The organism is Sphingobium sp. Ant17 (genome assembly GCF_000588875.1).
Classification (GTDB): Bacteria; Pseudomonadota; Alphaproteobacteria; order Sphingomonadales; family Sphingomonadaceae; genus Sphingobium.
This window is the reverse complement of the sequence record NZ_JEMV01000009.1, coordinates 37,166-60,490: the sequence shown is the minus strand read 5'-3', so window position 1 is coordinate 60,490 and position 23,325 is coordinate 37,166. Positions and strand designations below refer to the sequence as shown.

The following is a 23,325-nucleotide window of genomic DNA, read 5'->3' as shown; positions in this document are numbered from 1 at the left end:
CGCCTCAAGCGCAGGAAGCGGATGTCTGTTACTTTCCGTTGTCGGCGATGATGTCCACGCCCGTCTTGCCGCCGGGCGCATCGGTAAAGAGGATGAAATAGGCGCTGCCATCGGCCTTGCGCGTGCCGCCGAGCACATGGTCGCCGCCCAATATCTTATGCTCGCCGTCATAGCCTGCGCGGCGGGCCACGGTGTAATAATAGTCCATCACCCCCTGGCGCGGGGCCGGGGTGACGAAGCTGGCCGCGCGTAACGTGCAGCCGTCGGTCTCGGCGCCCGCCGCTTCGGTCAACTGCGCGCCGGGATAAAGAGTGAACGGGTCGGGCAGGCGCTGCGCCCATTCCATGCCATAAGCGAGCTTCTTGGCGCAATTGGCATTGCCGCCGCGCCGCGTTGCCTGTTCGCGCGCGACTGCGCCGAGTGTGACCCTGGACGCCATGGCTTCGCCATCGGTCGGGGCGGGGGCCGAGAGCAGTTTGCCGCCCGCCTGCTTGGCCGCCTGCGCCTGGGCCGCGCCAGCATCACCCGACAGGACCGGCAACGCGCCATTGGCGGGCTGGTCGGCGGGCCGCACGGCGTTGCGATTGGATTGGCCTACCAGTTGCGGATCGACCAAGATCGGGTCGCCAAGCGCGCCCTTGAGCGCCGGGTCGGCCACATTGTCGGTGAGCTGCGCGTCGAGTGCGGCGAGATTGGTGGTGTTGTCGCCCTTGTCGCAGGCAGCCAGGCCAACCATAAGCGTGAGCAGGGAAACCGACCGGAAAACCACCATTCTTCACTCCTTCGTAAACAAGCCATGAAGAACGGAGGTTAATTTTTCGTTAGGACATTTGGTGAATTCTGAAAAATTCCTCTATCGCAGGGCCAGTTTCTGCGCATTGGCCTTGTCGATCGACTTGTTCGCGCGCGACGAAAGGATCATCTGACCATCATGCTCAACATATTGTCCGGCTTTATCGGCCTTGTCACCCTTATCATGATGATCCCTGCGGTGTTTCCCTTTCTGGGCGCGCTTAACTGGATTTTCGTGCCGATGGCGCTGTTCGGCGCATTTATCGGCATGTTCTCGTCGAAAAATGGCGGGCGTAACTTCTGCCTGATCGTCGCTGCCTTCGGTGCGTTGCGGCTGTTCATGGGCGGGGGGCTTATCTGAGCGACGCGGACGCCAGTACACGCCGGGGATTGCTCGCGGCGCTGGGCGCTTATGGGCTTTGGGGCCTGCTCCCTATTTTCTTCCGGTTGTTGCATCATGTCGATCCGAGGGAAATCGTCGCGCAGCGTATATTATGGTCATTGCTGCTGGTTTTGATCCTACTGGTGTTGCGTAGTGGCATTCGCCCGCTGATCGATGTGCTGAAAAACAGCCGCATGATTTTGGCGCTGGCCTTGTCAGCGATGTTGATCGTTATCAATTGGCTGGCTTATGTGTGGGCCGTCAATGACGGCCACATTGTGGCGGCAAGTCTTGGCTATTTCCTCAACCCGTTGGTCAACGTCGCGCTTGGCGTACTGGTGCTCAAGGAACGGTTGCGCCGTGGGCAGATGCTGGCGATCGGCTGTGCCGCCGTGGGCGTCGCCATCCTCGCGGCTTCGGCGCTGACGACGCTGTGGATCAGCCTGACGCTGGCCTTCAGTTTCGCTTTCTATGGCCTGATCCGCAAGATGACGCCGGTGGCACCCATGACGGGTCTGGGGGTTGAAACACTGCTGCTCGCACCGCTGGCGGTCGCCTATCTGGTCTGGGAAGCAGGCCATGGCGGCATCGGCTTCGGGCAGGACATGTCCACTTCGGCGCTGCTGATCATAGCGGGTGTGGTGACGACCGTGCCGTTGGTGCTGTTCGCCACGGCTGCACGCAGCCTGCCCATGGCGACGTTGGGCGTGATGCAATATCTCGCGCCCACGTTGCAATTTTTCTGCGGCGTCGTGTTGTTCGGCGAGACGCTCAGCCGGGGACAGATGCTGAGTTTCGGCCTGATCTGGGTCGGCCTCATCCTGTTCGCGACGGACAGCGTAAAGGCTGCCCGCCGCAACCGGGTCGCGACGGCTTAGGAAAACTCCGTCGCTTCGAACCGCACCGGTTCACCCACGGCGGCGTTGGCCAGCGCATCTTCCCACATCACGCGATGGCCGCGAATGATGGTGCCGACCGCCTTGCCGGTAAGCGCCATCCCCTCGAACGGCGACCAGTCGCAGCGCGAGGCAAGCCAGTCCTTGCCCACGGTCCAGCGCTTCTTGAGGTCCACCACGGTAAAGTCGCGTCATAGCCAAGCGCGATCCGGCCCTTGCCGACCAGTCCGAACACCCGCTGCGGCCCCGAAGAGGTGAGTTCGATGAAGCGGCGCAACGTCAGCCGCCCCTCCGCCACATGGTTGAGCAGCAGCGGCACAAGCGTCTGCACGCCGGGCATCCCGCTGGGGCTGGCGGGATAGGTCTTGGCCTTTTCCTCGATCGTGTGCGGCGCATGGTCGCTGCCCAGCACGTCGGGTACGCCCTGACCCAGCCAATGCCACAGCCCGTCGCGATGCGCGGCGCTGCGGATCGGCGGGTTCATCTGGGCATAGCTGCCAAGGCGCGGATAGGCATCTTCGGCGGCCAGCGTCAGATGCTGCGGCGTCACCTCGCAGGTGGCGATATCCTTATTCTGGCCGATATATTCCAGCTCGGCCGGCGTCGTGATGTGCAGGATGTGGATGCGGCGGCGCGCGGCGCGGGCGAGCGCGATGATCCGCTTGGTCGCGATCATCGCGCTTTCATCGTCGCGCCAGACGGGGTGCGAGGACGGGTCGCCCTCCACCCGATGGTCCTTGCGGGCGTTCATCCGCGCTTCGTCTTCGGCATGGATGGCGACGCGACGGGTGCCGCTGGCCAACACGCGCGACAAGGCGTCATCGTCATCGACCAGCAGGCTGCCGGTCGAGGCGCCCATGAAGATCTTGACCCCCGCCGTACCGGGGATGCGCTCCAACTCGCGCAACTGTTCGGCATTGTCCGCCGTCGCGCCGACGTAGAAGGCATGGTCGCACCACATGCGATGCCGGGCGCGGACCAGCTTGTCATGGACCCGCGCCGCCGTGTCGGTGTTGGGATTGGTGTTGGGCATTTCGAACACGGCGGTCACGCCGCCCAGCACAGCGGCGCGGCTGCCTGATTCCAGGTCTTCCTTATGTTCCAGGCCCGGCTCGCGGAAATGCACCTGGCTGTCGATGCAGCCGGGCAGCACATCCAGCCCGGTACAGTCGATCATCTCGCCAGCATCGCCGAGGCGCGTGCCGATCGCCACGATCTTGCCCGCGCGCACGCCCACGTCCGTCTGCTCCGCGCCGCCGGGTGTATGGACGGTGCCGTTCTTGAGGATCAGGTCGAAAGTCTGGGTCATGGCGTGGTTCCGCTTGTCAAAACCCGTTCGGCCCGAACGGGTTGGTTATTCAGCGCGACTGTCCTACCTAAAGCCGATGACCGGCACCACCCTCACCGACCGCGCCCTCCTCAGAATTTCGGGCGAGGAGGCCAAGCCCTTCCTGCAAGGGCTGCTGACCCGCGACGTGCTGACGCTCAAGCCGGGGGAGGCGCGCTGGACCGGGCTGCTGACGCCGCAGGGCAAGGCGCTGTTCGACTTTCTGCTGTGGGGAGACGGCGACGATGTCCTGATCGATTGCGAGGCGGCGCAAGCCGATGCGCTGGCCAAGCGCCTCACCCTGTATCGCCTGCGCCGCAAGGTGGTGGTCGCGCGGGACGATGCGCTGGCGGTGCATTGGGCGCTCGACGCCCAGGACAAGCCGCTCGACCCGCGCCTGTCCGCGCTCGGCCATCGCTGGATCGCGCCAGCGGGGGAGGGGGACGCTGCCCCTGCCTTTCGCGCGCATCGGCTGGCGCTCGGCGTGTTCGAAGGGGTGGGCGAACTGGGACAGGATCAGACGCTCTGGCTCGAAACCAATGCCGGGGAACTGCATGGCGTCGATTATGACAAGGGCTGCTATGTCGGGCAGGAAAATACCGCGCGGATGCATTATCGCGCCAAGGTGAACCGGCGGCTCGTCGCGGTGCCGCTGGCGCAGGCCGAGGAGAAGCGCCAGCGCGCCGCCTTGCCCGATCTTGGCCTGTCGATCGAATTGCGGCGGGTGGAGGATATGGACCCGGCGCTGCTGCCCGACTGGCTGGCGCAGGCGATCGCAGCGCAGGTGGCGGAATGACCTGCCGACGGATGGGGCGGACGCTCCTTCTGGTCCTGCTCGCCCTCATCGCCACGCCAGCCCTGGCCGACACGCCCTGGACGCTGGTCAAAACCTATCCCCATGATGAGACCGCCTTCACCCAGGGCCTCTTCTTCCACGACGGCGCGCTCTATGAAAGCACCGGGCTCGCGGGCGAGTCGGAGATCCGCAAGGTGGCGCTGCGCACCGGCAAGGTGCTGGCCCGCCGCGTGATCGAGCGCCCCTATTTCGGCGAGGGCATCGTCAACTGGAACGACCGGATCGTCAGCCTGACCTGGCGGCACCGGCGCGGCTTCGTCTGGCGGCTCGATGATTTCGCGCCGATTACCGACTTTCGTTATGAAGGCGAAGGCTGGGGCCTGGCCCAGGATGGCAAAAGTCTGATCATGAGCGATGGCACCGCACAATTGCGATTCCTTGATCCTGACACGATGACCGAACAGCGCCGCATTACCGTCAGCTGGAACGGCCGGGCGGTGGACCGGCTTAACGAACTCGAATATGTCCGCGGCGAAATCTGGGCCAATATCTGGTATGATACGAAGATCGCCCGGATCGACCCCGCCAATGGGGCAGTGATCGACTGGGTCGATATCGCCGCGCTGCGCAAGGCGGCTGGCGTGACGGACAGTGAGGCGGTGGCCAATGGCATTGCCTGGGACAGCAAAAAGGATCGGCTGTTCGTAACGGGCAAGAATTGGCCCAAACTCTTCGAAATCAAGGTCGCCCGCCCGGCTCAATAGGCAACCTGCGGTTGACAGGAAGCGGCCGAATCGCTAGTGGCGACCGATCCCGACACGCAGGTGACCGGCAGTGCTTCGCGCACTGGCCGTCTTTTTTGCGTCTCGGAGGGTAGTATGGATCGCGCTTTTCCGCCAGGAAAACCGGCCTTTGACGCTTTGAGATGGGGTGACGCCAATCGCCCCGTGGAGCAGGAGATTTAAGTACCATGGCACGTATTGCGGGTGTTAACATCCCGACCAACAAGCGCGTAATCATCGCGCTCACCTACATTCACGGCATTGGTCGCAAGACCGCCGTTGATATCGCCACCAAGCTCGGCATCGACCAGAGCCGTCGTATTCAGGATCTTTCGGACGCCGAAGTGCTCCAGATCCGTGAAACGATCGACGCCGACCTGACCGTCGAGGGCGATCTGCGTCGCAACACCGCGATGAACATCAAGCGCCTGATGGATCTGGCCTGCTATCGCGGCCTGCGTCATCGTAAGGGTCTGCCGGTTCGTGGTCAGCGCACGCACACCAATGCGCGCACCCGCAAGGGTAAGGCAAAGGCGATTGCCGGTAAGAAGAAGTAATCGTTGAGGGTCTCAAGCCTTTTGGCCCGACCCTCCGGCGACTTCTCCTTTTAAACGATTTCAGTAGGATAGAGCAAAATGGCACGCGAACCCCAGCGCATTAAGCGCCGTGAGCGCAAGAATATTTCGGCCGGCGTCGCGCACGTCAACGCCAGCTTCAACAACACCATGGTGACCATCACCGACGCCAGGGTAATGCGATTTCCTGGTCCTCGGCCGGCATGATGGGGTTTAAGGGCAGCCGCAAGTCGACCCCCTATGCCGCCCAGGTGTGCGCCGAAGACGCGGGTCGCAAGGCCGCTGAACATGGCGTCCGTACCCTGGAAGTCGAAGTCAAGGGCCCCGGTTCGGGTCGTGAATCGGCTCTGCGCGCGCTGCAGGCCGTCGGCTTCCACATCACCTCCATTCGCGACGTGACGCCGATCCCGCACAACGGCGTGCGTCCGTCCAAGCGCCGCCGCGTTTAAAACGGCTGAGCGATATGGCGGGCAGCGGACGCGCTGCCCGTTACCCATCTGCATCGGCCGCAAGCGTCCTGTCGGGTCCAGGATCATAAGCGTTTCGGCCACATCCCCAGGGGAATTACATGACTGTCAACATGAAGAACTGGCAGGAATTGAAGAAGCCCAACGCGCTGGAAATCAAGCCAACCAGCGACGGCAAGCGTAAGGCGACCTTCGTCGCCGAGCCACTAGAGCGCGGTTTCGGCCTGACGCTTGGCAACGCGCTACGTCGGGTTCTTCTTTCCTCGCTCCAGGGCGCGGCGGTCACCTCGATCAAGATCGAGAACGTCCTGCACGAATTTTCGTCGCTCGCTGGCGTGCGTGAGGACGTGACCGATATCGTCCTCAACATCAAGCAGGTTGCGCTGCGGATGGAAGGCGACGGGCCAAAGCGTCTGCAGCTTTCCGCCACCGGCCCGGCCGTGGTCAAGGCAGGCGACATCAGCGTCGTCGGCGATATCGAGGTCATGAACCCCGATCTGGTCATCTGCCATCTGGACCAGGGTGCAACGCTCAACATGGAACTGACGGCTGACATCGGCAAGGGCTATGTCCCCGCCGTTGCCAACCGCCCGGCCGACGCGCCGATCGGCCTCATCCCGATCGACGCGCTCTACTCGCCGGTCCGTCAGGTCGCCTACAAGGTGGACAACACCCGCGTCGGCCAGGAACTGGACTATGACAAGCTGTCGCTAACCGTCGAAACCGACGGCACCGTCACGCCGGAAGACGCGGTGGCCTTTGCTGCCCGTATCCTGCAGGACCAGCTCCAGCTGTTCGTCCACTTCGAAGACGCGCTGCCGACCGCAGCCCCGTCGCAGGGCGGCCATGCCGTTGCATCGACGTCGGACAGCGAAGGCGACACCAACCAGATCAACCGCTATCTTCTCAAGAAGGTGGACGAACTGGAACTGTCGGTTCGCTCGGCCAACTGCCTCAAGAACGACAACATCATCTATATCGGCGATCTGGTTCAGAAGACCGAAGCCGAGATGTTGCGCACCCCCAATTTCGGCCGCAAGTCGCTGAACGAAATCAAGGAAGTGCTGTCGTCCATGGGCCTGCGCCTGGGCATGGACATCCCCGGCTGGCCGCCGGAAAATATCGAGGAAATGGCCAAGAAGCTCGAACAGGAGCTGCTGGGCTGATCCTGTCGCTCCTTTCCGTATTCGTGCGGGAAGGGGCGATGACCGGCCAGGGGAATTTCGCTCCTGTGACGGTGTGAACTTTGCCCCTTTGGGGCGAGGGTTGTCGGCGGTGGCCTTATCACCGCCTGGTCTGGGGTACCTCAAACGGCCCCTTAACGAACGAAGGAAGAGATTATGCGTCACAAAATGGGTCAGCGTAAGCTGCAACGCGCCACCGGCCATCGTAACGCACTGCTGCGTAACCTGGCCGCCTCGCTCATCAAGCATGAGCAGATCATGACCGGCACGGTCAAGGCGAAGGCTCTGCGTCCCTATGTTGAAAAGCTGATCACGCTGGCGAAGAAGGGTGGCCTGTCCAACCGTCGTCTCGCGCATGCGCGGCTTCAGGACGACACGCAGCTGATCAAGCTGTTCGAGACGCTGGCCGAGCGCTACAAGGATCGCAACGGCGGCTACACCCGCGTGATCAAGGCTGGCTTCCGCGCATCGGACGCTGCGCCGATGGCGATCATCGAGCTGGTCGACCGCGACGTCAGCGCCAAGGGTCAGGATTCCGGCCCGCTGCAGAATGAAGACGAGGACGAGCTGGAAGCAGCCTGATCCGTCTGTTTCGACTGTCGGCATGACCTGACAGTCGGACCATATTGCTTTATCAACAGGCCGTGGCTCTCAAGGGAGCTGCGGCCTGTTGGCGTTGAAAAAGACTGTGAGAGGATGCGCGCGTGTTTCGCCTGACCCTGCTGCCGCTGCTGCTGGCGGCGACGCCTGCGCTGGCCGGGCCGAATGCGGCCGTCATCGAAGCGGGCGCGCGGGATAACGGTCTGCGCTACCCCGCCGCGCGACGGCTCGATCTGGTCGAGGATCATTTTGGGATCAAGGTCGCCGACCCCTATCGCTGGCTTGAAAACGACCTGCGTGGCGATCCGGCGGTGCGCGACTGGGTGGCCCAGGAAAATGCCCTGACGCGGCGCTACATCGACGGGTTGCCGGGCCGCGACGCGCTCAAGGCGCGGATGCAGGCCTTGTTGTCGCATGGCCGCTACACCGTACCGCGCAAGGCAGGCGGCCGCTATTTCTACGGCTATAATAAGGGTCTTCAGAACCAGACCCCGCTCTACGTACGCGACGGGCTGACCGGCGCGCAACGCCTGCTGCTCGATCCCAATGACTGGGCGGAAGATGGAGCAAGCGCGCTGGCCGAATGGGCGCCGTCACCCGATGGCCGCTACCTCGCCTATGCGATGCAGGAAGCGGGAAGCGACTGGCGCACCCTGCGCGTGCTGGATGTAGCGAGCGGGGGGACGCTCAACGAACGGGTCGAATGGGTCAAATTCTCGCAAATTGCCTGGGACGGACGGGGCGAGGGGTTCTTCTATTCCCGTTATGCGCCTCCGGCGGACGGGGAGACGTTTCGTTCGGCCAATGAGGGGCAGCAGCTTTTCTACCATCGGATCGGCACCGATCAGACACAGGACCAGCTCGTCTATGCGACGCCCGATCGGCCAAAGCTCAGCCATCAGGCGCAAGTAACGAGCGATGGCAGCTGGCTGATCATCAATAGTTTCGAAGGGATCGACCCCCGGCGCGAGGTCCATGTCGCGGCGCTTGATGGCGGCCCGGTCGAGCCACGCCTGTTGATTAATGGACCGACCCATGATTGGCGTCTGATCGGCAGCCGCGGGGCGACGCTCTATTTCATCACCAACAAAGCCGCGGCGCGGTCGCGGCTGGTGACGCTGGACGCCACGCGGCCGCGCCGGGGAGCCAGGGAGGTTGTGGCGGAGCGAGCGGAGATGCTGGCGGGCGGATCGCTCGTCGGCAACCGGCTGATCCTGGCCTATGTCAGCGAAGCCGAGACGATCGCCGAGCTGGTCGAACTGGATGGGCGCAAGGTTGCGGATGTGCCGCTGCCCGGTATGGGGACGGCGGCCGGATTTGGTGGGCGCGATGGCGACCCGGAGACCTTTTTCAGCTTTTCGGGTTTCGTTACCCCGTCCACCATCTATCGGTTCGACACCGCGACCATGGAAAGCAGCTTGTTCGCGCAGCCCGACCTGCCCTTCAACCCCGATGATTTCGGTATCGAACAACGGCTCTACCCTTCCAAGGATGGCACGCCGATCCCGATCACCATCATTCGCAAGAAGGCGCTGGCCGACCGGGCGGTCGCCGCGCCGACGATCCTCTATGGCTATGGCGGCTTCAACATCAGCCTGACGCCCGGCTATTCGGCGACGCGGCTCGCCTGGCTGGAGCAAGGCGGGGTCTATGCCGTCGCCAATCTGCGCGGCGGTGGCGAGTTCGGTAAGGCGTGGCACGAGGCTGGACGCGGCGCGAACAAGCAGAATGTGTTCGACGATTTCATCGCGGCGGGCGAATGGCTCAAGAGCAATGGCTACACGCCACAGGACGGCCTGGCCATCGAAGGGCGCTCCAATGGCGGGCTGCTGGTCGGTGCGGTAGTGAACCAGCGGCCCGATCTGTTCGCTGCTGCTTTGCCCGCCGTGGGCGTGATGGACATGCTCCGCTTCGACCGTTTTACTGCCGGGCGATACTGGGTCGATGATTATGGCTCACCTAGCCGGGCCAAGGATTTCCCGCTGCTCTACGGCTATTCGCCCTATCACAATATATTGGGTGGCCAGGACTATCCTGCCATCCTGGTGACCACGGCCGACACTGACGATCGTGTCGTGCCTGCGCATAGCTTCAAATATGCGGCGGCCCTGCAGGCCGCAGCAGTCGGGGACCGACCCCGACTGCTGCGGGTGGACAATCGTGCAGGCCATGGTGCGGGCAAGCCGATCGACAAGCTGATCGACGAATATGCCGACAGCTATGCCTTTCTGGCGCATTTCACCGGACTGACGATCCGACGGAAGCCGGAATGAAGCGCCCTCAATAATCCTTCGAATAGCGCAGGTTGGCCGACGATCCGGCATTGGTGCCGGTCTTGGACAAGAGGCTGAGCGTCCTGGACAGGGCGATTTCCAACTGGGTTGCGGTAAAGCCGCGCGAGTCGGTGATGATCTCGACATAGATGTTGTTCGAGATGCGCTGCCCCACCGCAAGCGAGGTGCCCCGCCCTGTTTCCTCATCGCCGCCGACGATGCCGATCCGGTCGATGCCGGTCGCACCCTGCAACTTGCCCATCGGGTTGAGCCCACCCCCGCCGCCGCGCAGACCGTTGAGTGCTGCCGCCAACTGGATCGCCTGTGTCGCCGACAGGTTGGCGACATTTTCGCCGAACAGGATGCGCGAGAGGATTTCGTCCTGTGGCAGGCTGGGCGTCGAAATGAAGGCGATGTCGGGTTCCTGCGCGCTGCCGGTGACTTGTAATCCGGCCGTGATCGTATCGATCCGGGTTTGCGCCTTGATCGCCAGCGTCGGGTTCATCATCGGCCCGTTGAAGGTGATGATGCCTTGTTCCAGATCGAACTGCTTGCCCGAAAAACTATAGCGGCCGCGCAGCACTTCCAGCGTGCCGACGACACGCGGGTTGGCGGTGGTGCCGGTAATGCGCATGTTCGTCTTCCATTCGGAATCGAGACCCATGCCGGTCACATAGATTTCATTGTCGGCCCGCACACGAATGTCGAGCTTCCAGTCGGCAGGCTGGGCTGCGGTTTTGCGCGCAGCCATGCGCTGGTCGAGCACATCAACGCCTTCGCCCTTGCGACGGACCCCCTGAAGCTGGCGGATTTCGGTGCCGCCCTGCCAGGCCACCATATAGCGCGTTTCGGGCAGACTGAGATCGCCCTTGATAAGCCCGCCATTAGTGGCGCTGTTGGTGATGGCCAGAGTGCCGCTGACAACGCTGGTGATTGCTTCGCTGCGGGCCAAGCGGGCGCGGTCGAGCCTAACCGCGATGTTCATCGGGAAGCCGCTGTCCGCCGCCAGCCCGACTGTGCCCGACGCCTGCACCGTGCCGTCGCCCGCGCGACCGGAGAAGTCGCGAATGTCGAGCCGGTCGTTGGTGAAGCGCCCGTCCAGCTTCATTTGCGTGACGCGGGTGCCGAACGTCTCATTTTCATAGGTCAACGCGTTGGCGCGCGCGACGCCGTTGACGCGAGGGGCCGTCAGCCTTCCGCTAAAGTCGGCCGCGACGGCAAGTCCGCCGGTCAATTGCTGGTCGGCTAGACCAGCAAAGGAGAAGAGGACGTCGGCAGGGCCGGAATAGCGGATGCCGCCGCCGAGCGGAGCCGACTGAAGCTGTTCGATCCAGTTGGCGCCCGCGCCGGGCGGGGCGAGGGTGGCGACGAAGCGGCCGAGCGTGTTGTTACCTTCGCGGATCAAGCCGCGCAGGTCACCGCCTGCGACGATAGCTTGCCTTCCATGCTCATCGACACTGGATCGGATACGGCCGACAGGCTGGAACGGCGGAAATCGGCGATGGCGAGGCGGGTCGTTGCGGTCGGAAAGGCGCTGCCTTGCTGTACATAGTCCAGCGTGCCGGTCATCCGACCACCGATGCCAAGGCCCGGTGATGCCATATTGGCGATGGCCAGATCGAAATCCTTGAACCGCGCCTGCAGCGCGGTGGTGTCGCCGAAGCGACCGGCCAGATCGACCTTGCCTTGCGGCAGGACGAGGGTCGCCGGTTCGAGGCGATAGCCGCCCGGTTCGGTGCGGATGATGGCGGGCTGGGCAAGGCGGAATGCGATGTTGGCGGCCTTGCCCTGCAACGCCACGGCGTAGAGATCCGGGCGCAGCGCGGCGTTGGCGGCGATCGAGAAGGGCACACCGCTGGAACCATCAGCGATCAACTGGGCTTTGCCGCGCCCACCCTGATAGTCGAGCTTCGCCCGTGCCTGGCGGACGATATAGTCGCCATAGGCGGCATTGGCGATCTGGGCATCGGCGATGATGCGCGGTTGGTCGGTCAGCACCATGGAAGCGGTGACGATCGCGCGGCCGATCAATATTTCCGCGTCGCCGGGCAATTTCGCGTTGCTGGCGGTTGCATTGACATTCACGCCCTGCGCCTTGCCAACGGCGGCGAGCCGGATCGCGCCGGTAATGCCGGAGCCGTTCATCGCCAACTGGCCGGTAAAGGGACCGGCGGCGCTCTGCTGGATGCGTCCGTTCATGTCCACACCGGCGAAACGCGCGCGCGTCACATCGATGGTCAGCGGACCTTGCGCGGTGCGGATCAGGACATTGGCGAAGAAAGGCCCATAGGGCGACCCGCCGGTGGCTTCGAGGCGATAGCCTGCCGCTTCGCCATTCAGTTTCGCGACGACGTCGGACAGTTGCACCCCGACATTGGGCCGGGCTGCGCGCAACACGGCCTGCGGCCGTTCCATCGTCCCGCGCACGGTGAGTGCAAGGGGACCATATTGGCGCGAGGTGGCGGCAGCGTCGAAGGCGATCGCGCCATTCGTGTCGTAGCTGCCCGATCCGGATTGAATCGTGAAATTGGGGGCCGCGCCCTTGAGGCCTGCGAGCGTGAACTTGCCCTCCGGCGTCATGCCGATGCGGCCGCTGGCAACGGCATTGCCGCCCAGGAAATCGCGGACCGAAGCATTGTCCCAGCGCGCGGTGCGGACGCCGAAGCGGCCGGACAGGCCAAAGCCGCCTTTGGGGCCGGGGATCAGTTCGACATCGGTATTGAGATTGACGATGCCGACGCCGTCGATCTTATAGTCGTTCACGCGGCCCTTGAGCGCCCCGCGATACACAGCGTTTTCGAGATCGGCGAGGATGATCGCGGTCGCGTCGATCCGGTCGCTGTCGATCTTGAGATTGTCGCTGATCAGCTTGCCGCCTGCATAGGCGAAGTCGCCCTTGACGCGTAGATTGTTCATCAGCCGCCCGCTGCGGCATTGAGGCCAGTTACACGGGTTGCGGTAGCGCTGACGGGGATGCGGATCCGGTCGGTGTTGATCACTACCCGGCCGCTGGCCTTCAGATTTTCGATGCCGGTCGCATCGAAGGCGATGCTCTTTGCGGTGATGTCGTAGTCGATGAATGGGGTCGCCATCGGCCCGTCGAGGATGATCGAGCCGCGCACGTCGCGGCCTTTGACATTCTCCATGATCGCGCCGGGCGTGAGCAGCGCGGCATTGATCCGCAACCCGCTGAACCGGCTGGTGGCGAGATCGACGATACCTTGCGCGTCGGCGGACAGCGCAGCCGAGCGCAACGTCCCTTTCAGGTTGACGCGACGTTCGTTTAGCCCCGCGAAGAGATCGACGTTGAGTTGCGGTGCAGTCAGGCGATCGACGGTGCCGGCCATGACGAGGCCGGGACGGATCGGGCCTTTGGCGGTGAAATTGCCATCGCGCGCTGCGATGGCGACGTTGGCGAGTTCGCCCTTGGGGCTGGTCGCGACGATGCGCCCGTTCCAGGCCTGCCATGTGCCCTTGCCATCCAGGGTCGCGGTCATGCCATCGGTCAGGCCCGACATGGCGGCGATGACGCCACCCTTGGGCGCGGTCAGCGTGCCGCTCATCGCGAGACGGTTCTGCGACGGCACGGCATCCAGTTTCGCCTGCAACCGATCGCCGCTATCGACGATCGCATCGGCAGACAGGATCGCGCGGCCATCGGCGATGTGCGTGACGCCGTCGATGGCGATCTCTCGCTTCTGGCCGATCACGGGCCTGGCGAGGATGAATTTGTCGATCTTCATCCGATCGACGTCGATGTCGAGGTCCGGCAGGATCGGCGCATTGGGATCGGTCGGCGTCTGGTTGAACTGCGGACTGCGGGCCAGCACGACCAACGGCGTTTCGAGCAGGCTAACCGAGATGTGGTTGTTTACGTAGCGAAACGGCTTCCACACCACATGCACGCGCGGGCTGACCGCGAACACGCCCTTAGGATCGCGCAGGATCAGGTCGTGGATGACCATGTCGCTGTAGATCGACCCTTCGATCCGCCCGACCTCGATCTCCATCCCCGATTCCATCTGGAATGCGGCGATTTGCTGGATCAGGAATTTCTTGCCCGGCTGTGTATTGAGGCCAAGCAGCAACACGCCCGCCAGTACGACGATCGCGACGATGAAGCCAACGACGCCGATCGCGATCTTCTGCCACAAGGGACGACCGTGATGGGCGGTGTCGATCTGGTCGGGGGTGAGGGTGTCGTCCTGCGCCATCAGAAAGCCTGCCCAATCCCGATATAGACGGCGAATTTGGATTCGCCCGGTTGCCGGTTGATCGGCATGGCAATGTCGGCGCGGAAGGGGCCAAAATTGGTATAGAAGCGCCCACCGAGACCCACGCCATAGCGCATGTCGGAAAATTCGGGGATCTGGCTTTCATAAACCTGTCCCGCATCGACAAAGGCGACTACGCCATAATTGCCGAAGCGATAGCGACCCTCGACCGCGAATTCATTGACGGATCGGCCGCCGATCGGATCGGCATTCACGTCCTTCGGCCCCAATTCCTGATAGCCAAAGCCGCGCACCGATCCGCCGCCGCCGGCATAAATGCGCCGCGACGGCGCAACATCGTCGCGTGCTACGCCGTTGATGGTGCCAAGGCGGGTCCGGGCGGCGATGACCAAGCTATCCGAAACCGGGAAATAGCCGCTCAAGTCGAAGGTGCTGCGAACATAGGGCGAGATATTGCCCTGCAACGAGGCCTCTGGCGACACGCGCAGATTGGCGCGGAAGCCCCTTGTGGGGTTGAGCAGGTCGTTGGACCGATCATAGCCCACCTGAACGGGCAACGCGCCGATGAAATAGGTCAGTCGCTTATTCTCACCCGTCGCGGCATCAATCGTGGTCTGTTCGTTCGACAGCAGGATTTCCGCGCCATAGCTATAGGTCCAGCGTTTCTGGAAGATCGGCGTCGACTGGCGTGCCCAGGTGATGTTGAGGCCTGCGGTAAAGGCTTCATAGGCATCATATTTCTGATGGTTGAGCAGCGCCCCGGCCTGGAACGTGCGGTCGCGCTTGCCGGCATTGGAGCGGCGGAAGGTGCCCGACACGCCCTGTTCCTGGGTGCCCGCGACGACGCTGCCGATCAGCGCGCCTTCGGGTGGGAAAAGGTTGCGATGGGTCCAGGTCGCTTCCGCGCGCAGCCCTTGGCCGGTGCCATAGCCCGCCTCGCCAGCCAGTGTGCGCGCTGGCCCCGCCTCCTGCTCGACATGCAGGTCGACATATTCGGTGCCGTCGGGTCCGGCCTCACCTGTGCGCACCGGATCGACGCCGACACTGGCAAAGAGGCCCGTCGCTACTAATGCTTTGCGCAGGTCATCCACATCGCGGCTGTCGTAGAGTTGGCCGGGCTTGTAGCGGCGGATGACTTCCATATGATCGGCGCCAAAGGCCTGTTTGTCGCCGCTGGTCGTGATATTGCGGAAGGTGCCGCGCGGACCGGTATCGACCGGCAGCCTATAGTCGCCCGTTATGGTCGCCGGGTCGAGCAGGATGTCGCGTTCGCCCACCTTGGCGAAGGCATAACCGTTCTCGGGCAATCGCAGCGCGACATTGGCTTCGGCGCTTTCGACCGTCGTGGCGACGATATAATCGCCGGTCTTGAGCGGCAGACTATCACGGACCAGCCCTGGCGGCACGGTCGGACCGGCGGTGATGACGACATCGCCAATCTTGTAGCGCTTGCCCGGCGTTACTGAAATCACGGCCTTGAGCGTGCCATCGCCAGTCTGATCAAGGCTGGCGAGCGCCGTCGCGTCATAATAGCCTTCGGAATAAAGCAGTCGCACGGCGAGCTTCTCATCCTCCTGCGCGCGCGCCTGCACCATGGCGGCGGTTTCCGCCTTGCCGTCGCCGTCGATCAGGGTGGATGCGTCCTTGAACACGTCATCCAGGCCGGTCTTGCCAAATCCTTCGACGCTGGTGGCATAGCGGATGTCGGGTTGCTTCGCATTGGGATCGTCGTCCGACGCGGCGTTGGCGGGGACGGTAACGCTGTCGAGCGGAGGCAGCGGCTGGGCGAGTTCCACCTCCTGCGCAGGCTCCGTGGCAGGTGGCAGCTGCGTCGGCGCGTCGGCCTGTTGCGGCATCTGCTGGTCGATCCAACTGTCGATAGAGGGTAGGGGTGCGTCCGTATCGGCGCTGTCCACCTGGGGCAGGCGCGCCTCAAACTGATCGTCAGGCAGGATCGGCTCATCATCCGCCCCAGCATCATAGGGCAAGGACGGTGGTGTCGTTACAGGAGCGGGATCATTGGCCGTCTGCGCCATCAAGGGTAGGGGCGACGCCGTGACGAGGATGAGGCCCAACATGCGCCGGACATGGTGTGCCTGCCGTCTGATCATGGAAATATAACGCCCCTTCATCGCCAGCCCTATAGTTAGCCGACGAACTTGCAATACGCTCAAAGGGTTGCGCCGGTTCCGCCCAGGCGACAATTCGCCGCGACGGGAGCGCTTCCCAGCGGCCAATGCCCCGTCTAGAGCAGCCGCATGACATTTGCCCTCAATATTTCGCGCTCCCTGATGGGCCAACCTTGGCGTTGGCGGGGGGAGGGGGCGGACGCGCGTGATCCCTCCTATCTGCCCGACGACCTGGTGACGCAATTGCTGATGGCGCGCGGTTGTCCACGCGAGGCGCTGGAAGCGCATCGCAACCCGACGATACGCGCCTTCATGCCCGATCCCAGCCTGTTCCGTGACATGGACACGGCGGCCGAGCGGTTGGCCGATGCGGTGCAGCGGGGCGAGGATGTGCGTATCTTCGGCGACTATGATGTCGATGGCGCGACCAGTGCGGCGCTGCTGATCCGGCTGCTGCGCGATCTGGGGCTGGAGGCCAAGCCCTATATCCCTGATCGCCTGATGGAGGGCTATGGTCCTTCGGGCGAGGCGCTGGTGCGCCTGGCGGGCGAGGGCGCGACCCTGATCGTCACCGTCGATTGCGGCGCGCAGGCGTTTGAAGCACTGGCCATGGCGAAGGCCACCGGTGTCGATGTCGTTGTGGTCGATCATCATAAATGCAGCGCTGCGCTGCCCGAGGCCTTGGCGCTCGTGAATCCCAATCGGCTGGACGAGGGGGACGAAGCGGCAACCCATGGTCATCTCGCCGCTGTCGGTGTCGCCTTCCTGCTCGGCGCGGCGCTGGTGCGGCTGTTGCGCGGGCGCGGCTGGTTCGCGACGCGGGCAGAACCCGCGCTGATGGAATTGCTCGATATCGTGGCGCTCGGCACGGTGGCGGACGTGGCACAGCTGCGCGGCCTAAACCGCGCTTTCGTGGCGCAGGGGCTCAAGGTGATGGCCAAGCGGCGCAACATCGGTCTCGCTGCACTGATCGACGCCAGCCGCCTCACGCGCGCGCCGCTGTGCCATGATCTGGGTTTTGCGCTGGGGCCGCGCATCAATGCGGGCGGGCGCGTCGGGCAGGCGGATCTGGGGGTGCGGTTGCTCACGACGCTGGACCCGGCGGAGGCGGCGCGGATCGCGGGACAGCTCGATCACTATAATGAGGAGCGTCGCGCGATCGAATCGACTGTGCAGGAACAGGCCGAAGCGCTGCTCGACGCGCAGGGCAATCGCGCGGTGGCAGTGATTGCCGGGCTCGGCTGGCATCCGGGCGTGATCGGCATCGTCGCGGGACGGATCAAGGAAAAGGCCGGGCGACCGGCGATCGTCATCGCGCTGGACGAGGATGGCGTAGGCAAAGGATCGGGCCGGTCGATCTCCGGCGTGGACCTGGGCGCGGCGGTAATGGCAGCCAAGGATAGCGGCCTGCTGGTCGCAGGTGGCGGCCATGCCATGGCGGCAGGGCTCACCGTCGCGGCGGACAAACTCGATGCGCTCGCCGATTTCCTCGACGAACGACTGGCAAGCGCGGTGGCGCGCGCGCGCGACGACCGGGCGTTGTTGATCGATGCGGTGCTGGCCCCGGCCGGCGTGAACCCGGAATTCGTCGCCGCCATCGAACAGGGCGGCCCCTATGGCGCGGGCTGGCCCGCCCCTCGGATTGCGGCCGGGCCGATGCGCGTGGTCAAGGCCGATGTGGTTGGCAACGGCCATCTGCGCGCGATCATGGCGGGTGCGGATGGCCGGTCGATCAAGACCATCGCCTTTCGCCAGGCCGAAAGCGACATGGGCCAGGCGATATTGGGTGCGTCCTACGACCGGCGGCTGTGGGTCGCGGGACGGGCGAAAATCGACGACTGGGGCAGCCGCCCCGCCGCCGAACTCCATCTGGACGACGCTGCATGGGCCGACTGATCGGCTTGGGCTTTTTTGCCCGCAAAAGGGGTTGACCGCTGCGCCGTCTCCTCCTAATGCCCCCCTCACTTCGCAGCGCCGCTTCGGCGGTCGTTGTATGTGGTCCCATCGTCTAACGGTTAGGACACTGCCCTTTCACGGCAGCGATACGGGTTCGAATCCCGTTGGGATCACCACTTTCGCTACGCCGAAGATGCCAGAAAATGCTCGATCGGTATTTTCCTTCATGGCCAGCAAGCAAGGTTATTCCAACCTGCCTCAGTCGTTGCCATCCTGCACGACACTCGCCACCATTTCAGTCCCGGCGCGGTCGATGGACCACAGACGGCCTTTCTCCACCGGATCCCAATCGATCGCCTGTCCCGGCGTCGCGATCCCGATCATGCGGCGCAGTTCCAGGCGCGACCCGGCGTCGGGCAATGCCAGTTCGTACATTTCCGGCCGGTCATGGCCCGTCGCATAAAGTCGGCCATCCTTGCTCCAGCTCAAGCCAGAGCAACTGAATGGGGCAAAGCGGGCCAGAACATCGGTCGGAAAGGTCCAGGCCGCTTCCTGCCGGAATGCGTCGTCCAGCCGCGCGAGCAGCGTGTAGCGATGGTCGCGGTTTGGTTCGCCTCCTTTGCCCGCATAATTGGCATAGACCGCCCACCATTTTCCGTCGTGCCGATCAAGCGCGGTTAAGGAACCAGGGGTAAAGCCCAGGCTGATCGTGCGCTTGTGGCGCATCGTGCTGGTGTCGAAAATCTCGATGGCGCTGGTCTGGGGCACCTGCGGATAGTTGGACGCCGCGCAGACGAGGTCATGCCCTGCGACGGTGCAACTGTTCATATGCGGGAACAGGCGTCGTTCACCTTGCCACTGGGCGATCCGCTTGCCGGTGGCGATCAGATATTTGCCGATCCGGTCATTGTCGATGGCATAAAGATGCGTGCCGTCCGACGCGACGCCTTGACGCGCTTCCGGCGCAGTGACGCGCAGGACGACCGGAGCGGGCGGCGGCGATGGCGTCTCGGCCGCCTCCTGTGCCTTTACAGGACTCAGTGCGAAAAACAGGCTTGCGAAGATCAGCAATAGGCGGGGCATGATGGCTTCCAGTGGCGAAGATCCGCCAATCTAGGCTAGCAATACGACCATTGCGTTGCAAAGACGGTCACAATTGCGCGTCGCGTCTCTTGGCAAGGGATGGTGGAGTCACGAAGAGCTGGTGGGTGCCGGAAGGCAGGGGAACCGAGCGATAGCCATGCGATCGCGCCCAATCGATCAGCACCGCATCCAGTCCGCGCGGAAATGCAGCGCTGGGCTGCTCTTCGCTTCCCGTCAGAATGGCAGCGGGCGGCACCGCCTCCAGGTCCGCTGCCAAGGACAGGAAATGAGTCGCATGGAAGGCCCGGGCTTGATCGCGTGTCAGGATATGGCGCGTGCGGAACAGGAAAGAACCCGTGACGAAGCGGCGATCGATCGGCACTGCCATATCGACTGCCCGCTCAGGCGATAGGGTGACGACGGCCCCTGACACGGCGGCCGACGCCATGATGCGGTCCAATGCTTGCGCATCGCGCAGGACGATATGCACCGGGCTGTGACCCGCTAGGATATTTGGGCCTGTCTCCATCATCGTTTGGACCAGGCCTGCGATGACACCAAGCGCGATCAGGGCGCGGCCAGCGGGCCGGTGCCAGAAAGGCGCGTCGGTCAGTAGTGCAAAGCGAAGGAAAAGTGCGGGCAGCAAAGGCCCCAGATACTGGACATAGATGGGCCGCGGCAGCCAGGCCGCGATCAGCCCGGCGATGATCACCATATCGAGCAGCTGCTCGGCCATTGTACGCCGCCGGCTCGCGACCAAGGCAATGGCGACCAGCGCGATCAGGCCGCAGCCCTGCGCGAGATAGCGGGCGAGCCGTACAAGGCTCAGCGGCCAGTCCAGCATGAACGCCTGCCCATTCCATGTCCGCCACTCGAACGGGGCCTTGAGGCTATAGTCGATGATCCCGAACCAGGCCGCTTCGGGTGCCAGCAAGGCGAGCCAGACGGTCGGCAAGCCACCCAGCACGCCACCCAACGCGATCAGCCCGACCTTTTCCGCACCTAGAGCCCGCCAATGCAGCAGCGCAAAGAGGCCGACAGCGGCGGCGGGAAGGCCATAGCTGATTTTCGCTGATGCGGCTGCACCCAGCAATAGGCCAGCCAGCAGCGCCGTCCATCGCGCGCGATCATCCTGTAATAGCGTCAGCATGGCGGCCAGCCCAGCCGTCATCAACAGCAAGGGCAGCGCATCATTGCGCGCCACACTGCCCGCGAACAACAGCATATGGCTGGACAACAAGGCGGCTGCCGCGATGGCCGCCGCCCGGTGCGATGCGCCCGCGCGCCGTGCCGCAAGCCATATGCAGGCCGTCGCTGCCATAGTCAGCAGAGCATTGACCGCGCGGAGCGTCGGAAACAGCCATCCGTCGGCGATCCACGCCAGTGGCGCGAACAGCAGCGGTTGCAACGGCGTCTGGAGGTAGGCGAAGTCGCGATAGGGGAGGCCAAGGCGCATCATCGCGACCGCGCCGACATATTGCCCCTCGTCATGATCGATCGGGCGGAAGGCCGCCACGGTCAGCATCACAGCCGCGCACAGCAGCAGGATGACGATCCGCGATGGAATAAGGATACGCCTACCAGCCAAGCCGCGCGCTTGCCATCACCGTTCGCACCTGGTCGGCGGCGCGGAGCGAGCCGGACAGATCATCCCGCGCGAATGTTCCGCTCGCCAACCGATCCGGGTCCGTCATATGCAGCGACACGCTAAGCGGTCGTCCGCCAATCGCAGCCAGGGCGTAATCGACGCCAGCCTCGACCCGCAAGGCGCGCTCATCATAGGCAGCCAGTGCGGGCGCGCTGTTGCGCGTCACTGACAGCGCCGCGCGCCACGGGCCGTCCTGCCAGACCGATCCGGCCGACAGACTATGTTCACGCACCATGCTGCCCCCGGACACGCGCACGCGCGCGTCGCTATAGCGGACCGACCATCGCAGCTGCGGCGTCACATGATGCCGTGCTTCCAGGATCGCGCCTTCGATCCGCGCGGACCCGCTATTGACCGGCAATGTGCCACGCCCGGTAAAGCGCAGCTGGTCGTCCAGCCGTCCGCCATGCAAGGCCAAGGACAGATTGAGAGCAGGTGCCGCCGTCCAGTCGGCACGCACGGCCATGCGGTTTTGCGTTTCCGGCTTCAGCGTCCGGCGCAGCAACAGGAACCCGTCATGGGTCAATCCCATCGGCCCATTTATGCCCGTTTCGCTGTACGCGCGTAATTTTTCAGCATAATCCAATGTCAGCCGCAGGTTGTGACCGGACTGTAGGGTCAGCGTCCCGCGCGGCAGGAACCAGTCGCGCGTGCGCAAACGTTCGCGGCCCGGACCGACGGTCACATTAGCGTTACGGTTGCTCACCTTGATGCCATGCCAACCCATGGTGGCGGTGACATGCTCGCCGATCAGCACACGATCTTCCAACACATAGCGCGTCATCCGACTGCGAGAGAGCATATCCGGTGCAAGCGGTGTCGCGATGGCGGTTCCAACGAACCGACGCGCGGACTTGTGCAGCCGGATATGGATTTCCTGGTCACGGTCGTCGGCATTGACTGGGTTTACCGCGTCCATACGTGGCTGGAATGCAGAATAAGCATGTCGGGGATAGATGAGCGGGGACAGGGCGGCCTTGCGTTTCAGCGAAAAGCTGATGCCTGTCTCCAACGGCCCGTCTTGCGCCTGCGCGGTCCCTGCGGTGCAGATGAGTACCAAGAGGGGCACGACAGCCCGGTTCACGACGCTGCTCCCGTGCGGCCCGATCGTGCAAGGTCGATGTTGCTGATTGGGGCATAGTCGACGACATAACCAAAATGATCGGAGAGCGGCTTGCCGGTGGGTTCGGACCCGAAAGGCACATGCGCCGCCAGAACCTTGAGGGGGCGATGCCCGGCGTCCCTTGCAAACAGCCAGTCTTTTGCCCGCCCACTGGTATAGGCCAAATCCCGGCGTACCGCCTCGCTGGGCAAGGCGGATTTGGCCAGCGCGCGCCGTGCGCCACCCAGGTCAGGATCAATGAAGGTCATTCCGGCCCGAGCGAAACGGCTGAAAAAGGCATCGGCCCGATGACCATCCTGTCCGATATTCATGTCGCCGCCCAAAATCATCGGTTGATCGGCAGGCACATGTTGCGCAACGAACTGGGCCATCAGGTCGACTTGCCGCGCAAAGGCGCGATGGGATCGGCCGATCGGCACACCGGCGGCCTTGCGGGCGTTGAGATGCGTGTTGACGATGCTGACCGGCCGGTCGAAGCCGGGCACCTTGAGATGCGCGATCAGCACGCCTTTGTTCGCCAAACAGTCGAACCCGGCGCAGGCGAAATCGGGGAAGGCCATGCGATCGATCTTGGCGATGGGATAGTCGGACAGAATTTGCAGGCCGCTACCCAATTGCTTGCCGACCGCTTCACCACGATCCCACCGCGCCTGCGCCAGGTGGGACTGATCCGCCCCATCCGTTGCCGCGTCGGACCGGTGCGCCGCGTCCGGCCCTTGCGCGACATGGATATAGCCTGCGCGGGCCGCGATCTGCGCGGCTTCCGGCGTGAACGCTTCCTGCAGCAGGATGATATGGGGCTGCTTGCCCGACCGTCGCAGTGCGGCGAGCCGGTCGGCGATACTATTCAGCGCCGCGCTGCGATCCAATGCGATCGGCCAGGGTAATCCCTTGATATTGTAGGTCATGACCGACAACTGCCCGTCGGCCGGGACGGACCCGGCGATGCTCCACCGCTGGTCGGTATAGTCGCCGCCCTGGGTCGATCCGGCGGCGGCAAGCGCAACAAGCCCTGCAAATAACAAAGCGCGAACTGGTCGATACATGATAGCGCCCCCCCACCCAAGTGGTCGAACGGTAGCCGGGCAATGAGTCGTCCTAATGTCGGTCACGCGGCAGCGCGGTTAAACTTTCGCG

The 23,325-nt window shown here is 63.8% G+C and carries 15 protein-coding genes, 1 tRNA gene and 3 pseudogenes; 11 read left to right on the top strand and 8 right to left on the bottom strand.

The window, feature by feature from the left end; translation table 11 throughout:
* Positions 1–28: 28 nt before the first annotated feature.
* A complete protein-coding gene (locus tag BF95_RS06140; RefSeq protein WP_043150087.1) occupies positions 29–772 on the bottom strand; it encodes a hypothetical protein in 744 nt (247 codons plus the stop codon).
* Between the two features lie 159 nt (positions 773–931).
* On the opposite strand from BF95_RS06140, the gene BF95_RS06135 reads away from it, so the two are divergent.
* A complete protein-coding gene (locus tag BF95_RS06135; protein ID WP_043150086.1) occupies positions 932–1,153 on the top strand; it encodes a hypothetical protein in 222 nt (73 codons plus the stop codon).
* A 29-nt stretch (positions 1,154–1,182) separates the two neighbouring features.
* Positions 1,183–2,052, top strand: a complete 870-nt coding sequence (gene rarD, locus BF95_RS06130; protein WP_268747148.1) for an EamA family transporter RarD — start codon at positions 1,183–1,185, stop codon at positions 2,050–2,052.
* Here rarD and BF95_RS06125 read toward each other — a convergent pair.
* Positions 2,049–3,379 (bottom strand): annotated as a pseudogene (locus BF95_RS06125) (dihydroorotase). The gene rarD and the pseudogene BF95_RS06125 overlap by 4 nt on opposite strands.
* A gap of 76 nt (positions 3,380–3,455) precedes the next feature.
* Between BF95_RS06125 and ygfZ the strand changes: the two are divergent.
* The 7 genes and pseudogenes from ygfZ to BF95_RS06090 all read left to right on the top strand — a co-directional run bounded on the left by ygfZ (position 3,456) and on the right by BF95_RS06090 (position 10,074).
* A complete protein-coding gene (gene ygfZ, locus BF95_RS06120; RefSeq protein WP_043150085.1) occupies positions 3,456–4,193 on the top strand; it encodes a CAF17-like 4Fe-4S cluster assembly/insertion protein YgfZ in 738 nt (245 codons plus the stop codon).
* Positions 4,190–4,957 (top strand): glutaminyl-peptide cyclotransferase, encoded by a 768-nt coding sequence (locus BF95_RS06115; RefSeq protein WP_443018337.1) that lies wholly within the window; start codon positions 4,190–4,192, stop codon positions 4,955–4,957. The genes ygfZ and BF95_RS06115 overlap by 4 nt, the downstream gene beginning before the upstream one ends.
* Before the next feature lie 206 nt (positions 4,958–5,163).
* Entirely contained in the window at positions 5,164–5,532 is a 369-nt protein-coding gene (rpsM, locus tag BF95_RS06110) for a 30S ribosomal protein S13 (protein ID WP_037477457.1), read from the top strand.
* Between the two features lie 78 nt (positions 5,533–5,610).
* A pseudogene (gene rpsK, locus BF95_RS06105) lies at positions 5,611–5,999 on the top strand (30S ribosomal protein S11).
* Between the two features lie 119 nt (positions 6,000–6,118).
* Positions 6,119–7,183 (top strand): DNA-directed RNA polymerase subunit alpha, encoded by a 1,065-nt coding sequence (locus tag BF95_RS06100; protein WP_037477455.1) that lies wholly within the window; start codon positions 6,119–6,121, stop codon positions 7,181–7,183.
* A gap of 174 nt (positions 7,184–7,357) precedes the next feature.
* A complete protein-coding gene (gene rplQ / locus BF95_RS06095; protein ID WP_037477453.1) occupies positions 7,358–7,783 on the top strand; it encodes a 50S ribosomal protein L17 in 426 nt (141 codons plus the stop codon).
* Positions 7,784–7,905: 122 nt separating this feature from the next.
* Positions 7,906–10,074, top strand: a complete 2,169-nt coding sequence (locus tag BF95_RS06090; RefSeq protein WP_043150079.1) for a prolyl oligopeptidase family serine peptidase — start codon at positions 7,906–7,908, stop codon at positions 10,072–10,074.
* Positions 10,075–10,081: 7 nt separating this feature from the next.
* On the opposite strand, the pseudogene BF95_RS06085 reads toward BF95_RS06090, so the two are convergent.
* Together BF95_RS06085 and BF95_RS06080 are read right to left on the bottom strand one after the other, a co-directional pair.
* Positions 10,082–14,288, bottom strand: a pseudogene (locus tag BF95_RS06085) (translocation/assembly module TamB domain-containing protein).
* A complete protein-coding gene (locus BF95_RS06080) occupies positions 14,288–16,420 on the bottom strand; it encodes an autotransporter assembly complex protein TamA (RefSeq protein WP_043150183.1) in 2,133 nt (710 codons plus the stop codon). Before BF95_RS06080 ends, BF95_RS06085 begins: the two are co-directional and overlap by 1 nt.
* Before the next feature lie 147 nt (positions 16,421–16,567).
* Here BF95_RS06080 and recJ point away from each other — a divergent pair, with 147 nt between their 5' ends.
* Together recJ and BF95_RS06070 are read left to right on the top strand one after the other, a co-directional pair.
* Positions 16,568–18,334 carry a single-stranded-DNA-specific exonuclease RecJ gene (gene recJ, locus BF95_RS06075; protein ID WP_043150077.1) on the top strand — a complete coding sequence of 589 codons (1,767 nt, stop codon included), beginning with the start codon at positions 16,568–16,570 and terminating at the stop codon, positions 18,332–18,334.
* A gap of 101 nt (positions 18,335–18,435) precedes the next feature.
* Positions 18,436–18,510: transfer RNA gene (locus BF95_RS06070), tRNA-Glu, on the top strand.
* Positions 18,511–18,592: 82 nt separating this feature from the next.
* Here BF95_RS06070 and BF95_RS06065 read toward each other — a convergent pair.
* The 4 genes from BF95_RS06065 to BF95_RS06050 form a co-directional block, all read right to left on the bottom strand.
* The gene (locus tag BF95_RS06065; protein WP_043150075.1) at positions 18,593–19,417 is read right to left on the bottom strand and encodes a YncE family protein; all 825 of its coding nucleotides are present in this window, start codon (positions 19,415–19,417) and stop codon (positions 18,593–18,595) included.
* 67 nt (positions 19,418–19,484) lie between these two features.
* The gene (locus BF95_RS06060) at positions 19,485–21,005 is read right to left on the bottom strand and encodes a glycosyltransferase family 39 protein (RefSeq protein WP_235209589.1); all 1,521 of its coding nucleotides are present in this window, start codon (positions 21,003–21,005) and stop codon (positions 19,485–19,487) included.
* Positions 20,995–22,149, bottom strand: coding sequence for a TonB-dependent receptor domain-containing protein (locus BF95_RS06055; RefSeq protein WP_051519874.1), 1,155 nt, complete (start codon positions 22,147–22,149; stop codon positions 20,995–20,997). The genes BF95_RS06060 and BF95_RS06055 overlap by 11 nt, the downstream gene beginning before the upstream one ends.
* On the bottom strand, positions 22,146–23,234 hold the full coding sequence (locus BF95_RS06050) for an endonuclease/exonuclease/phosphatase family protein (RefSeq protein ID WP_043150072.1): 1,089 nt from the start codon (positions 23,232–23,234) through the stop codon (positions 22,146–22,148). The genes BF95_RS06055 and BF95_RS06050 overlap by 4 nt, the downstream gene beginning before the upstream one ends.
* Between the last annotated feature and the right edge of the window lie 91 nt (positions 23,235–23,325).

What these genes read in the sequence shown, in the direction of transcription:
- BF95_RS06140 (WP_043150087.1), bottom strand. Translation starts at nt 772, where the DNA reads ATGGTGGTTTTCCGGTCGGTTTCCCTGCTCACGCTTATGGTTGGCCTG.
- BF95_RS06135 (WP_043150086.1), top strand. Translation starts at nt 932, where the DNA reads ATGCTCAACATATTGTCCGGCTTTATCGGCCTTGTCACCCTTATCATG.
- ygfZ (WP_043150085.1), top strand. Translation starts at nt 3,456, where the DNA reads ATGACCGGCACCACCCTCACCGACCGCGCCCTCCTCAGAATTTCGGGC.
- BF95_RS06115 (WP_443018337.1), top strand. Translation starts at nt 4,190, where the DNA reads ATGACCTGCCGACGGATGGGGCGGACGCTCCTTCTGGTCCTGCTCGCC.
- rpsM (WP_037477457.1), top strand. Translation starts at nt 5,164, where the DNA reads ATGGCACGTATTGCGGGTGTTAACATCCCGACCAACAAGCGCGTAATC.
- BF95_RS06100 (WP_037477455.1), top strand. Translation starts at nt 6,119, where the DNA reads ATGACTGTCAACATGAAGAACTGGCAGGAATTGAAGAAGCCCAACGCG.
- rplQ (WP_037477453.1), top strand. Translation starts at nt 7,358, where the DNA reads ATGCGTCACAAAATGGGTCAGCGTAAGCTGCAACGCGCCACCGGCCAT.
- BF95_RS06080 (WP_043150183.1), bottom strand. Translation starts at nt 16,420, where the DNA reads ATGATCAGACGGCAGGCACACCATGTCCGGCGCATGTTGGGCCTCATC.
- recJ (WP_043150077.1), top strand. Translation starts at nt 16,568, where the DNA reads ATGACATTTGCCCTCAATATTTCGCGCTCCCTGATGGGCCAACCTTGG.
- BF95_RS06065 (WP_043150075.1), bottom strand. Translation starts at nt 19,417, where the DNA reads ATGCCCCGCCTATTGCTGATCTTCGCAAGCCTGTTTTTCGCACTGAGT.
- BF95_RS06050 (WP_043150072.1), bottom strand. Translation starts at nt 23,234, where the DNA reads ATGTATCGACCAGTTCGCGCTTTGTTATTTGCAGGGCTTGTTGCGCTT.